Raw genomic sequence first — 12,703 nt, 5'->3', positions numbered from 1 at the left:
AGCATCTATCTTTTGATAGTTGAAGACTTTATCAAGCCTTCGCTCTCAATTCTATTACTGGAACATGGTAATAATACCAATTCAAAGTTCAAAATCAAGAAAGCCTGATTTAATTTAGGTTTCCAAAAAAGTGGGGCCACTGGGGGCGTATTAGAGGGCGAAGGAACTAGATCGAATTCATCGGCATTAGCACCAAAATCTTTATCAAATGCTCTCAAATTCACAGTCTATAGTATGCTAGTAACAAGCAACTAACCACTATGTTCGGCAAGTAGAGTTAAGCGAACGTTTATTTTCCCAGCGTTCGCTTTTAACTTTCACCAACACCCGTGGCTTGAATAGGACGCTTGTTAAGCTGAAGGGTAGGTAGCATAAGGATGCTCCAGAGGCAGAGGTATGCAGAGGGCATGGAGAAGAGACAAGGTAGACGAAGAAGAGAGGGGGGAGACAAGGGAGAGAGTTGTTCAATAATTCCCCCTTGTCCCCTTGTCTCCCCTGCCCCTGCCTCCCTCAAGCACTCACTATATAAGGCGAGTTGATCGCTGCTACACGGCCAGCATCTACCAAAGCTTGATACACTATCGCTGCTACCTCACCGCGTGTAGCATCACGGGTAGGATTAAGTTGTTTCAAATTCGGGTGATTGACGATAATTTCTTTGTCTATAGCTTTTGCGACTTCATCCTTGGCATATTCAGGAATTTTAACTTGGTCATCGAAAACTTTGATACTTGCCGTACCCTCACTAGATAACCCCAGTCCATTTACCAAAGAAACAATTACTTGGACGCGCTGGATATTTTTGTTGGGACTAAAGGTATTGTCGGGAAAACCAGACAGAAATAAACCCTGATATGCCTGCTGAATCACCTTAGATGCCCAGAAGTCTGCTGGTACATCTTTGAATTTGATCGCTGCACGGCTTGGTGGTGGGTTGAAAGCTTTTACCACTATTGCCGCGAATTGTGCCCGTGTCATTGTCGCATCGGGTTTAAATGTGCGATCAGGAAAACCATTAACTATCCCCAATTTGACTAATTCTCGAATAAACCCACCTGCCCAATGATTTGCAATATCAGTTAATTCGATTGTTGGAGTTGGCGTTGGAGTTGGCGTTGGACTTGGAGTTGGCGTTGGTGTTGGCGTTGGTGTTGGTGTTGGCGTGGGTGTCGGTGTCGGTGTTGGGGTTGGGGCTGGCGTTGGCGTGGGTGTTGGTGTTGGTGTGGGTGTTGGCGTTGGTGTTGGTGTCGGAGTTGGTGTTGGAACCGAACTATCTGCAAACTCTATGTTTCCGGCAACTTTAGACACATCTATTTTATTTCCTAGAGAAATCAGCTTGTTGGAACTGACATTTTGCAAATCAAATTTACCGTTATTGCGTAGAGTATTGCCTCCTGGACTATTGATACTGCCGATATCGGGGAGAGCAGTTCCAATTACTGTGATCCCATCATCAGTATTCTTTTCACTGACATTATTACGTAATACGGGACGGGCACTACCAGAGATCACAATGCCAGAACGGTTTTCATAAATTCTGTTATCTCGAAGGATGGGTGATGCAGTATCACTAATGGCAATGCCAAAACCTGTTTTGAAGTAGGTATTATTTTCAATTTGACCTTTAGAATTTTTAGCGATCGCAATTCCATTGGCTGCATTCTCACTGAACACATTACCTAGAACCACTGGGTTAGCATCGCCTGTAGCAAATACTCCCTCCCGCTTATTATTGATGAAGGTGCTATTAGCAACAGTAGGGGCAGTTGATTCAATCCAGACACCACTACCACGACTAGCCAAATTTGTTACAGTCACTCCCCGCAGTTCAGCTTTATCTAGCAGCACAAAAGTGACATTCTGACCAGCAAAAGTACGGCTCAGGTAACTACCACTTCCTTCAATTAAAATACCATTGCCTTTATTGGCTTCATTACCCACCACTGTTACGCCAGATGGAATCGTTAACGGAAAGACTTCACCGCTAGTAGCATTGTAATTACCATCTGCTAGTTGAATCTTAGTATTAACAGTCGCTACCTTCAGGGCTTGCGTAATAGTTTTGAAGGGGGCTTGTTGAGTACCTGGATTGGTATTGCTGCCTGATACTGGATTTACGTAAAAAGTTTGAGCCATATTTATACTTTCATAAAATACATAGCTATCCTAGCGCTAACTATGAAAGTGGGTAGCGTTTGATGCATTAAGTAACTTTAAGTACTTCTCTCTGCAAAGTTAAAAAATTATGCAGATGCTTTTGGGTTTCACTAGTACCTGACTAGCCCAAAATTGCTAATTTCAGCAAGTTGTCTTACCAAAGTGTTAGAAGCAGCGATCGCACTTGCTTGTTATTGACGTGTGACTGCAATTTGCATAATGATCCTGGCAGTAGGGTTAAGAGCAGACTTTTCACGTTATGTGGAAATGTCTTACCAGTCATTAGAGGAAATTTCCCGTCAGTTAAATGGATGGCTACGTTCATCACGAGTAGTGTTAACTTGTCGACTGAATGTTTGGCAAGCGGATGTTAACACCCTGGAAACCTTTGAAACCTATCGCTTGCTAGACTTTGACTATCCCCAACAGGTGCATGAGTTTATTGATAACTGGTTTGGGAAAGAGAGTGAAAAAAGAGAACTGACAAAAATAATTTTACTGAAAGTTCAGAATTGATGCCGATAATCTCTTAAGTTACGGATTTGCAGAAATTAAAAACGATTCAGCAGGCAATTAAAACTGTAAATACAGTCAATAAATTACAGCAAATTTTGTCAACCAACTTGACATGAAAGACCAAAAACATAACCCCTTTCCGCCACCGGAAAGGGGTTAATCACTGGCAAAAGTCAGCACTATATTGTACAGACGCAATTCATCGCGTCTCATTCAACACTATCTAATAAGCGTCCTGCAACTCGTAGAAATCAGGCGAGATGTAATCCTTCCGCAAAGGCCAACCTACCCAATCTTCCGGCATCAAAAGCCGCTTGAGATTTGGGTGTCCTTCGTAGATAATGCCGAACATATCGTAAGACTCGCGTTCTTGCCAATCTGCGGTTTTCCAAATCCAGTACACAGAAGGCACTACAGGATTTTCCCGTGGTAAGAACACCTTAACTCGAACTTCTTCGGGGCGATCGCTATTATCACCAACTTTAATCAAGTGATACATACTCACCAATTCTTGTCCTGGGCCAAGGTCAATACCACCTTGACACTGGAGATAATTAAACCCATAAGCATAAAGGGCTGTAGCGGTAGGAAGCAAAAAATCTGCTGCTACCTTAATTATCTCTACACCATTTTTGTCTGGTGCTAAAAACTCATGGTCAAAACCATTTTCCGTCAACCACTGGGAAACTTTACCCGCTTGTACCAATGCCTCTTCTTTCGCTGCTGGTACTGGTTTAGATTCTTCTTCAGCCACGGGTTTGTTCCTCCTTTTGCGCCTTTTCTGTCAGCAGTGCAGGTGGTATTGGCATACCGATTGCTTCCGCCAATTCCTTCGGTGGTGCAGAGCGAGTTGCTGACTGCAAATACTTACCAGTTAAGATTTCCTCTACTGGCTTCAGGTTATGAGTCGTGCTGTAATAGCGGTGAGTTTGCTTAATTTTACCCCGCTCTTGCATCGACTCGTTGGAGATTTTCTTCCGCAACTTAATGATTGCATCAATAATTGCTTCGGGACGGGGAGGACAACCAGGCAAATACACATCTACAGGAATTAGTTTATCGACTCCGCGCACTGCCGTGGTAGAGTCAACGCTGAACATCCCGCCAGTAATTGTGCAAGCACCCATCGCAATTACATACTTTGGCTCTGGCATTTGTTCGTAAAGACGCACTAGTTGCGGAGCCATCTTCATCGTGATAGTCCCTGCCGTAATAATTAAATCAGCTTGGCGGGGGCTAGAACGGGGAATTAGCCCAAAACGGTCAAAGTCAAATCGAGAGCCAATTAAAGCTGCAAACTCAATAAAGCAGCAAGCAGTACCAAACAGCAACGGCCACAAACTAGAAAGCCGCGCCCAGTCGTAGAGGTCATCAACCGTCGTCAGAATGACATTTTCTGAAAGGTCTTGAGTGACATTGGTACGCTCAATGGGGTTGATGATTCGTTCTTTACCCTGGGTTGTTAAGTTAGAATTCAAGACCATTCCAAAGCTCCTTTACGCCATGCGTAAACTAAAGCGACTACAAGAATTGCAATAAAGACTAGCGCTTCAATAAAAGCCAATAGCCCCAAACGGTGGAAAGCTACCGCCCAAGGATACAAGAATACAGTCTCCACATCAAAGACGACGAAGACTAGAGCAAACATGTAGTAACGGATATTGAACTGAATCCAGGCTCCCCCAATGGGTTCCATGCCAGATTCATAAGTGGTGCGACGTTCTGGAGCGTAACCACTGGGTCGTAGGAGCTTGGAAGCTGAGAGCGCTAAGGCAGGTACTAGGCTACAGATGATGAAGAAACCTAGAAGGTACTCGTAACCGCTGAGGACAAACACAATGAGTATCTACCGCTTATGGACTATTTTAAGTAGTGAGTTTTGAGTGCTGAGTGCTGAGTGCTGAGTGCTGAGTGCTGAATGCTGAGTAGGGAATCTCACTTCTTTACTCAGAACTTTCGGAACTCGGAACTGTTTTACCCAACGCCCAATCCCTTAACTGCGTAATCGGGTAGGTCAGAGGCATTTCTGCCTCTTTCCCCCCTCAGAACCGTGCGTACAAGTTTCCAAGTACACGGCTCAAGCAAGCCTTGAAGCCTCTAGATAGGAGACTCAATTACTTCAGCAAGACTCACTTTGTTTGAGTGAATTTGCTGATGGCAATAATAATGCACTAACTGTAAATTGGCATAGGAGTTATTGCCATTAAGGTGACGAGGAATAGTATGGTGGCGATGCAATGATTCTCCATTGAACAGGGATTCATGGCACACAAGACATAGATAGTTTTGTTTTTTCGCTATCTTTTGGTAACTGGGTATCAAGGTTTTGGATTTCTCTTTTTCCTTGTTATTCCAGTATTGTCTTAGTTCGGGGTCATCGGGTGAGGATGTTCCCTTGACTAAAACGTGTCTTTCTATATTGAACCAGCTAAATTTTAACAGAGCGTTTCCGGTTTCTTTGTTGCCAAATACCCCATTATCGTTTCTGTCAAGGTTCAGCCTACCCCAATATTTATTCCTCCGCCATCCTACAGATTTATGGGGGTGCATTCTTTTGGCGTACCTTTTTTCTCTTAGAAACATCCATGAGTCAAGCTTCTGAAATGCTTCTGAAGAAACCCCTATACGAAGATAGTTCGCTATACCCCTAATGAGAGGGTTTAACTTACCTATGATAACGTTCACGTTCTGACTTTGATTATTCAGCCATACAAGTTTCAGTTTATTTCGTATATTCTGCATGGTTTCGTTGCTGGGTTTTATCAGTAGCTTTAACCCGGTTTTTGTGTTTGATACTGGATATTGTCTTATGTTGAATCCAAGAAAATCAAAACCGTCTTTAAGGTGGACAATTTTTGTCTTTTCTTGTGAGAGAGTAAGTCCCCTTTCTTTCATCCAGTTGTTAAGGGTTGTTACTGATTTTTCAGCATCTTCTTTTGTTTCACAGAAGACTATAAAATCATCGGCATAGCGTACCACGGCACGTTTACTGATTAGGTATCCTTTGCAGTCGTGTTTTATGCCTAATGCTTTTTCTAGACCATGCAGGGCTATATTGGCTAATAGTGGGCTAATAATTCCGCCTTGCGGTGTACCCGTTTCGGAGTCGTAAAAAGCCCCCTTGTCTACGAAGCCAGCTTTTAACCATTGGTGAACAAGCTTCCTACATGGAAAGTTCCCTATGGCTTCCATAAGTGGTTCGTGGGCAATGTTATCAAAACACCCTTTTATATCGGCATCTACGACCCATTTCTTATTCTTATTTGGACGGGCAATGAGAAAAATTTTGCCAATCGCATCGTGGGTGCTTCTACCGGGGCGAAATCCGTAGCTGCTGCCTTCAAATCTGGCTTCCCAGTGTGGTTCCAGTGCGTTTTTAACAATCGCCTGTAGGCATCGGTCAATTATGCTAGGTATTCCTAAAGGGCGTTTTTTGCCATTAGCCTTGGGGATGTACACCCTCCGGGTAGGATATGGTTTCCAAGGAATGAACTTAGTTAGCATATCTACTAATATTCCCCTGGCTACTGGTGTTTTGACTACCAGTTTATCTATTCCTGGAGTGTTCTTGCCTTTGTTGATTTGCGTCACTTTCCTTACAGAAAGAAGGATGTTTGAATAGCTACGCAAGAGCAATCTTTGCAGATTGCGAACCAACTTGAGATTCCCCATTCTTGTAGCCTTGAATATTCTTTGCCTCAATCGCCTGACAACTTTATTGGCTTTACGCCATTTGACGCTATTCCATTCGGTTGTTCTCTGAGTTACGTTCGCATTCCTCGCGGATTGCATCCAACTTTTCCTTTTGAGTTCGGTTTTCTTGCATTGAGTTTCAAGAGACTCACCTGCCATACGTCTGCGCCCTTTCAGGCTAGGCATAACCCTATCTGTCCGGTTATTGTTTCCCGTTGCCTTTCGGCTGACAGCATTTGCTTCTTATGGCATCTTTTCCCACTGGGGGTTTGGGTCGGATTACTCCTTCCTTACTAACTGGATAAAAATTTCAGCTAGACCCCATTGGGGTTACTTCGTTCCGCACGTATGAGATGCGATTGGGGAGGGTACTCTCTTATACTCCGGGGAAATTGGTGTCCTTATGCATTGAAGCATAACGGTTCAATGCCTTTGGTGAGGGTGAAAGTGACCATCACTCTATTCCCAACACTGCCGTATTTAGCCACTTCCGGTCAGCCTGAATATAACGAAGCCTCGACGAGAGTTCATTTTCATTTACCCTTCCAATCTTCCTCTTGCCCCCTATCCGGTTTGTGGCTACCAGAGCAGTTGGACTTTTCTCCATAGCTGTGAAACAGAATAATTACTTATTCCGCCCCTTGGAGATGAGGACAAGCATTGGACACTTGCTTGCAAAACCCCCCTTTTTTGGTTGTTTTGACTCATGACGAGCGACCTCGACTCGCACACTTTCTTTTACATTATATCTGTTTGGTTTTTCTGAAATCTGGGAAACAGACGCACTTCAGGTATTTGATTCGCTTTTGCTAGTGATAGAAAAGCCTAACAATTATGTCATAATTTTTAACGTATATTTAAGATTTCTCCTTTGCGAGGCCTTAGCCATGAGCGAACCAGCTGTTGAGACTACGGTGTTAGACCGCTACGAGTGTCGCGCCTGCGGTTATGTTTACGAACCCGAAAAGGGAGACGACAAAGATGATATTGCTTCAGGGACAAGCTTTGCAGAACTGCCCATAAATTGGCGCTGTCCAGTTTGTTCTGCTAAAAAGACCGCTTTTGCCAACATCGGCCCTGCCGGTACTGCATCCGGTTTTAAAGAAAATCTCGGTTATGGTTTGGGTGTTAACAACCTAACGCCAACCCAAAAGAATATCCTAATTTTTGGTGCTTTGGCTCTTGGCTTCTTGTTTTTTATCAGTCTTTACGGCTTACAATGACAGCCTTTAAACAATTCCAAATAACGCTTTCTACCAGAGGCTTTACACTGCGCTAACAAAATTCAAAATGAAAAAGCCAGGACTTTACAGCATCCTGGCTGCCAACTCCTACAAAAATTTAGAAATAACTAAGAAATACTGATGCATTCAATTGTGAAAGGTTGGCAACGAATATTTGCCTTGTTAATAGTAGTCGTGATGTGCATAGGGTGTAGCCAAGTTCCCTCTGTTAGCTACAACCCTTGGAAAGTCATTTCTGTGCCAACAGACTCGAATTTATTGGATATTGCTTTTACTGATAACCTTGAGCATGGCTATTTAGTCGGTAGCAATGCCACCCTATTGGAAACCAATGACGGTGGTAATACCTGGAAACCAATAACACTGCAACTGGATGAGCAGAAGTATCGCTTTGACTCAGTAAGTTTTGCAGGTAAAGAAGGCTGGATTGCCGGAGAGCCTGGACTTTTACTACACACTACTGATGAAGGTGCTTCTTGGTCGCGTATCCCCCTGAGCGAAAAGCTACCAGGTAGTCCGATCGCAGTTAAGGCGCTAGCAGACAATACAGCGGAAATGGCTACTAATGTTGGAGCCATATATAAGACCACAGACGGCGGCAAAAACTGGAAAGCCCAGGTGGAATCAGCAGTGGGTGTGGTGCGTAACTTGGAACGTTCTCCTGATGGTAAATATATTGCTGTTTCCGCTAAGGGGAGTTTCTACTCGACTTGGGAACCAGGCCAAGATGCTTGGGTTCCCCATAACCGCAATAGTTCTCGGCGCGTAGAAAACATGGGCTTTGGTGACAATGGGCAATTGTGGTTGCTAGCTAGAGGAGGTCAAGTTCAGTTTAGTGACCCAACTAAACCTGAAGAATGGCAAGAAGCAAAATATCCAGAGTTATCCACCAGTTGGGGTTTACTGGATTTGGCATATCGCACACCCAATGAAATTTGGGTAGGTGGCGGTAGTGGTAATTTGCTACGCAGTGCCGACGGTGGCAAAACCTGGGAAAAAGACCGTGAGGTTGAAGAAGTTGCAGCTAATTTGTACAAGATTGTGTTTTTAGAGCCAGAGCGGGGATTTATAATTGGCGATCGCGGCGTTTTGCTCAAATATCTACCAAATCCTGAAACAACTTCCCCAGAAGCAGCTTAGTAAGTGGGGAGTGAAGAAGGGAATAGGGTACAGGTTACAGGGTATAGATTATTCCCTATCACCTATCACCTCTTACCTCTCCCCTAATTTCTGAGAAGAACGTTGCAACTTGTAACTCTTTCTTATCTTTGTAGGATAATAAACTCAATAACACTCTATGTATAAGGTAGGGAGCTAAATGTCAGGTACCACTGGAGAACGTCCGTTTTCGGACATTATTACTAGCGTTCGTTACTGGGTAATCCACAGCATCACCATCCCGGCATTATTTATTGCTGGTTGGCTATTTGTTAGCACCGGACTGGCTTATGATGCTTTTGGTACACCCCGTCCCAACGAGTATTTCACACCAGCGCGGCAAGAAGTGCCCATTGTGAAGAACCGTTTTGAAGCTAAAAAACAAGTTGAAGAATTTATTGGAAAGTAATTTGAGATCATGACTAGCGGAAACAACATCAATCAACCAGTTACCTATCCAATTTTTACCGTTAGATGGCTGGCAGTACACACTTTAGGTGTACCAACTGTATTCTTTTTGGGCGCGATCGCCGCAATGCAATTTATTCAACGTTAGGAGCAATTATGGCAGAAAGATCGCCCAATCCCAATAATCAACCGGTTGAACTAAACCGGACTTCGCTATACCTGGGACTACTACTAGTTTTCGTTCTGGGGATTCTGTTTTCCAGTTACTTCTTTAACTAACTGGAAGTATTGTTGTTAATCTTTGTTTATTCAACGTGTGTTGATTTGTTGTTAAGGGAGGAGAGAAGCTGTGTCTGGAAGTGGGAGAATTCCCCTGTGGGTCGTCGCTACGATCGCAGGTTTAGGTATAATTACAGTCTTGGGCATTTTCTTTTATGGTGCCTACGCCGGACTCGGTTCTTCGATTTAACATTAGTTAGTTTGAACCGAACACTATAAGTTAGAATTTTCTAGCATTTGTTGAGAAATCAACGTTAAAAAAACCGCCTGTCTCTATGAGATGGGCGGTATTAATTTTGGTCATTTGTACTTTGTCCTTTGTCATTTGTCCTTTGTTTTTTGCAAATGACTAATGACTAATGACTACATCAGTATCAGTTGATATCGCTGATATCCTTGCTTTCAATGTATAAAAACAGAGACGCAAAGACCACACCTGGCAAAACCCAACCAATTATGGGCACGAAGATAGCAGACAAGTACGAAGTACTAGCCAAGACAGTAGGCAAAAAAGAAACTGCCATAGTAAAGGTTCCTATGAAATCACACTACAATTCAAAATGAGCTTACTGCAAATTCTGCCAAATTTTTGAAATTCTTTCATATTTTTAACACAGGGGACGTTGGGAGATAGGGATATAGGGAGCAGGGGAGCAGGGGAGAGTTCTTTTACAGGTTCTTTCCCCTCTGCCCCTCTGCCTCTTGTGCCCAATGCCCAATACCCTCATACCTGAGTTACATACCCAGGAGTTCATCTAGTTGCAAGCTTGGCAAGTCTGGAGGAATCACGGTTCGCACTATTGTGACTTTATGACTCTCCTGTTGGGTTGTTAGATCGAGTGCGATCGCTCCTAAGCGAATTTCCAAACAGCCAAAGGGAATGTTTAATTGTGTCATCACTTCCAAGCCTCCCGATACATTAGGAAGTAAATTTGTCAATAAATGGGGGCCATCTAGTAAGTAGCGAGTTTGATAATCTTCAAGCCATAACTTAACAACAACTTGCAGAGGTACTTCTGGCAGTACTACGCGCACTATGACAGACTTGCCAGCAATTAATTCACCTTCTGGCACATACAAATGTGGAGTTGGCAAAGGCTCAGTGGCTGCTGCAATTATAGGTAAGGAAGAAGATGAATATAACAGTGGTTGCTCCTTTTCTTCAAAGGTATAACTCCCAGTTGTATCACCTTCCAGTTCGCTATCTGTATCATCTACAACGATTTCTTGCGCCAACCAAGCTGACGCTATATTTATTTTTATTGGAGGGGGAGGGGGCGGTACTTGTGTTAACAGAGCCGATGAGATTGTTGGTTCTTCTGGTACTTTTTCTATTTCCGTATCTTCTCCAATCCCCAGTTCTATTTCCTGCGCTGTGTCTATATCTTCCCCAAAGTTCTCCAGTTCAGGAGTCAATCCTTCGACTTGTTCCCATCTCTCTTGTCCCTTGGGCGTTTCAGCTAAGAGAAGGTGTGAACTGCTCCAATCTTCGTTCAGATTATTCTCCGTGTTGGTATCTAGGTCTAACAGCAAGTTAACATCAACATTCGCATTTTCTGCACTAGGAGGAAGGGGTATCTGCTGTGCTGGAACATAGTTATTGTAATCTTGAGGTTGCAGATCGTTGATAGATTCAGGTAAAGAGTATCCTTGACTCTGCATCCACCTCCTGAGCAGGGGAGATGAATAAAGGTTTCCTGTTGTAATGAATTGTGCATTTTGCGGGGCTACTACTTCAGTAATAGATTCTTCTTGGAATTGTGCGTTTTGCGGGGCCATTACTTCAGCAACAGATTCTTCCTGGAATTGCGAATTTTGCGGGGCCATTACTTCAGCAACAGATTCTTCCTGGAATTGCGAATTTTGCGGGGCTTTGCCTTCAGCAACAGATTCTTCCTGGAATTGTGCATCACCTACTACTAATTCAGGTGTATTTTCATCTTCAGCCACACCTGCGTCCAACTTTGGCAAGTCTTCTTCAGCCGCTTTAACTTCTAATGCATCTGGAAGAACATTGTTTTTTACTTTTTCTTCGGCATCATCTGGCGAAGCTTGTAGCCGTTTCAAGTATGGCAAAGTAGTCTCAAGTCTTGGCATTCGACGTTGCTTAATGACTAACTGCTCCAAGTTGATGGTGGCTATAGTAGCATCTTTTTCTACAATCTCCTCCGGTGTCTGTGGCTCTGCAACAACATTTGTGGGAATGTTGGCATCATTTTGAATAGGGGGCAATTTCGGTAATTGAGGCAACGAAATGCTTGAATTCTTGAGCTTAGATGTCCGCACGTTGGCTTCTCGCAGAACTTGCAGGTTAATTTGTGCTGGTAAAGGTGTGTTTGGAGATGGATTAACTATCTGAGACTGGTCTGTTTTTGGAGTCTTGACCAGATTTAATAGTTTCAAATCGAGCCTAACAGGTGTCTCTGTTTCTCTGAAAGCAGCAGATGAGTCCGATGATGTTATGGGGTCGTTTAAAAATGTACTGGATTTTGCTGCGGCTGTGATTGCCAGTAATTCTCTTACATCTGCTGTAATGGTGAAGGACTGGGTGGCTAACGGCATGACTTCACCAGCATCGGCGAGTTTACCATACAAACTGATATCTGCCAAAATTAGCTTGGATTCACAATCAGCAGGAATATCAATTGAGGTATTGATCGTAAAGGGCAACTCCTTATCTGATAAAGGTTGCCGTATTTTGGTCAAGATTTTCAAGTTCTTGGGCGATCGCAGTTCAATTTCTAGTTCAAGCGCCCGCAAGCTTTTTGAAGATGATGTTTCATCCCAATCTAGATTTATCTTTTCTTGGAATTCTATGTACCCGTTGATTATAAGAGCTTGTCCCCAACGAGCAATATAATTATCCTGACTTAAAGTTAGCAGTAATGGTGGCGGTAATTGTGTTGCCAAAGAATCTGTAACCTTTTCATCTTTGGGCAGCAGTTCAGAGCCGGGTAAAGCTAAATCTATTAAATTTTGTAAAATCTGCTCTGCCGTCTCTCCTTTGAGCCATACAGGACTGACAGGCTGATCGATAACTATATCTTCATCTTCTTCCGCTTCATCTGATGCAACAGTAGTAACAAGGTTGCCGTTTGTAGTAATTGCCAGTCCTTCAGAAACTGCGATCGCTCGATCTAGCTCAATTGCAGTTTCTGCTGGGGCATTAGATTCCAAGTTCTCTTCATCTGGTGAAACAGTGAGGTTGCCATCTGTAGTAATTGCCAGTCCTTCAGAAACTGCGATCG

General features: G+C 43.4%; 15 protein-coding genes. 8 read left to right on the top strand and 7 right to left on the bottom strand.

Annotation, left to right across the window (positions count from 1 at the left end; genetic code table 11):
- Positions 1-510 precede the first annotated feature (510 nt).
- Positions 511-2,136 (bottom strand): DUF1565 domain-containing protein, encoded by a 1,626-nt coding sequence (locus RMY16_RS27370; protein ID WP_322739006.1) that lies wholly within the window; start codon positions 2,134-2,136, stop codon positions 511-513.
- A 240-nt stretch (positions 2,137-2,376) separates the two neighbouring features.
- Here RMY16_RS27370 and RMY16_RS27365 point away from each other — a divergent pair, with 240 nt between their 5' ends.
- Positions 2,377-2,673 (top strand): hypothetical protein, encoded by a 297-nt coding sequence (locus RMY16_RS27365; protein WP_322739005.1) that lies wholly within the window; start codon positions 2,377-2,379, stop codon positions 2,671-2,673.
- Positions 2,674-2,896: 223 nt separating this feature from the next.
- Here RMY16_RS27365 and RMY16_RS27360 read toward each other — a convergent pair whose 3' ends face one another.
- From RMY16_RS27360 to ltrA, 4 genes are all read right to left on the bottom strand, one after another.
- A complete protein-coding gene (locus RMY16_RS27360) occupies positions 2,897-3,427 on the bottom strand; it encodes an NAD(P)H-quinone oxidoreductase subunit J (protein ID WP_322739004.1) in 531 nt (176 codons plus the stop codon).
- Positions 3,420-4,157, bottom strand: a complete 738-nt coding sequence (gene ndhK / locus RMY16_RS27355; protein ID WP_322705171.1) for a photosynthetic/respiratory NAD(P)H-quinone oxidoreductase subunit K — start codon at positions 4,155-4,157, stop codon at positions 3,420-3,422. Before ndhK ends, RMY16_RS27360 begins: the two co-directional genes overlap by 8 nt.
- The gene (ndhC, locus tag RMY16_RS27350; protein ID WP_012411797.1) at positions 4,148-4,510 is read right to left on the bottom strand and encodes a photosynthetic/respiratory NAD(P)H-quinone oxidoreductase subunit C; all 363 of its coding nucleotides are present in this window, start codon (positions 4,508-4,510) and stop codon (positions 4,148-4,150) included. Before ndhC ends, ndhK begins: the two co-directional genes overlap by 10 nt.
- Before the next feature lie 260 nt (positions 4,511-4,770).
- Entirely contained in the window at positions 4,771-6,525 is a 1,755-nt protein-coding gene (gene ltrA / locus RMY16_RS27345) for a group II intron reverse transcriptase/maturase (RefSeq protein ID WP_322739003.1), read from the bottom strand.
- A gap of 288 nt (positions 6,526-6,813) precedes the next feature.
- On the opposite strand from ltrA, the gene RMY16_RS27340 reads away from it, so the two are divergent.
- The 7 genes from RMY16_RS27340 to RMY16_RS27310 all read left to right on the top strand — a co-directional run bounded on the left by RMY16_RS27340 (position 6,814) and on the right by RMY16_RS27310 (position 9,645).
- Positions 6,814-6,975 (top strand): hypothetical protein, encoded by a 162-nt coding sequence (locus RMY16_RS27340; RefSeq protein ID WP_322739002.1) that lies wholly within the window; start codon positions 6,814-6,816, stop codon positions 6,973-6,975.
- A 278-nt stretch (positions 6,976-7,253) separates the two neighbouring features.
- Entirely contained in the window at positions 7,254-7,589 is a 336-nt protein-coding gene (locus RMY16_RS27335; RefSeq protein WP_094348032.1) for a rubredoxin, read from the top strand.
- A 141-nt stretch (positions 7,590-7,730) separates the two neighbouring features.
- Positions 7,731-8,750: a photosynthesis system II assembly factor Ycf48 gene (locus RMY16_RS27330; RefSeq protein ID WP_322739001.1), complete on the top strand. Its 1,020-nt coding sequence runs from the start codon at positions 7,731-7,733 to the stop codon at positions 8,748-8,750.
- Positions 8,751-8,928: 178 nt separating this feature from the next.
- Positions 8,929-9,177, top strand: a complete 249-nt coding sequence (psbE, locus tag RMY16_RS27325; protein WP_094348030.1) for a cytochrome b559 subunit alpha — start codon at positions 8,929-8,931, stop codon at positions 9,175-9,177.
- A gap of 9 nt (positions 9,178-9,186) precedes the next feature.
- On the top strand, positions 9,187-9,324 hold the full coding sequence (psbF, locus tag RMY16_RS27320; RefSeq protein ID WP_015115279.1) for a cytochrome b559 subunit beta: 138 nt from the start codon (positions 9,187-9,189) through the stop codon (positions 9,322-9,324).
- Positions 9,325-9,332: 8 nt separating this feature from the next.
- Positions 9,333-9,455: a photosystem II reaction center protein L gene (locus RMY16_RS27315; protein ID WP_094332364.1), complete on the top strand. Its 123-nt coding sequence runs from the start codon at positions 9,333-9,335 to the stop codon at positions 9,453-9,455.
- A 70-nt stretch (positions 9,456-9,525) separates the two neighbouring features.
- Entirely contained in the window at positions 9,526-9,645 is a 120-nt protein-coding gene (locus tag RMY16_RS27310) for a photosystem II reaction center protein J (protein WP_012411803.1), read from the top strand.
- Between the two features lie 184 nt (positions 9,646-9,829).
- Here the strand turns inward: RMY16_RS27310 and psaI are convergent, their stop codons facing one another.
- Together psaI and RMY16_RS27300 are read right to left on the bottom strand one after the other, a co-directional pair.
- Entirely contained in the window at positions 9,830-9,979 is a 150-nt protein-coding gene (gene psaI, locus RMY16_RS27305; protein WP_322739000.1) for a photosystem I reaction center subunit VIII, read from the bottom strand.
- A 211-nt stretch (positions 9,980-10,190) separates the two neighbouring features.
- Entirely contained in the window at positions 10,191-12,701 is a 2,511-nt protein-coding gene (locus tag RMY16_RS27300; protein WP_322738999.1) for a hypothetical protein, read from the bottom strand.
- Positions 12,702-12,703 lie beyond the last annotated feature (2 nt).

The sequence above is a fragment of the Nostoc sp. DedQUE12b genome, assembly GCF_034530835.1.
In the GTDB taxonomy this organism is placed as follows: domain Bacteria; phylum Cyanobacteriota; class Cyanobacteriia; order Cyanobacteriales; family Nostocaceae; genus Nostoc.
This window is presented reverse-complemented; position numbering and strand designations above follow the sequence as displayed.

Excerpts from the sequence above, each read along its gene's own strand:
- psbE (WP_094348030.1), top strand. The coding sequence starts at position 8,929 with ATGTCAGGTACCACTGGAGAACGTCCGTTTTCGGACATTATTACTAGC.
- ndhK (WP_322705171.1), bottom strand. The coding sequence starts at position 4,157 with ATGGTCTTGAATTCTAACTTAACAACCCAGGGTAAAGAACGAATCATC.
- RMY16_RS27370 (WP_322739006.1), bottom strand. The coding sequence starts at position 2,136 with ATGGCTCAAACTTTTTACGTAAATCCAGTATCAGGCAGCAATACCAAT.
- RMY16_RS27330 (WP_322739001.1), top strand. The coding sequence starts at position 7,731 with ATGCATTCAATTGTGAAAGGTTGGCAACGAATATTTGCCTTGTTAATA.
- psbF (WP_015115279.1), top strand. The coding sequence starts at position 9,187 with ATGACTAGCGGAAACAACATCAATCAACCAGTTACCTATCCAATTTTT.
- RMY16_RS27315 (WP_094332364.1), top strand. The coding sequence starts at position 9,333 with ATGGCAGAAAGATCGCCCAATCCCAATAATCAACCGGTTGAACTAAAC.
- RMY16_RS27335 (WP_094348032.1), top strand. The coding sequence starts at position 7,254 with ATGAGCGAACCAGCTGTTGAGACTACGGTGTTAGACCGCTACGAGTGT.
- ltrA (WP_322739003.1), bottom strand. The coding sequence starts at position 6,525 with ATGGCAGGTGAGTCTCTTGAAACTCAATGCAAGAAAACCGAACTCAAA.
- psaI (WP_322739000.1), bottom strand. The coding sequence starts at position 9,979 with ATGGCAGTTTCTTTTTTGCCTACTGTCTTGGCTAGTACTTCGTACTTG.
- RMY16_RS27365 (WP_322739005.1), top strand. The coding sequence starts at position 2,377 with ATGATCCTGGCAGTAGGGTTAAGAGCAGACTTTTCACGTTATGTGGAA.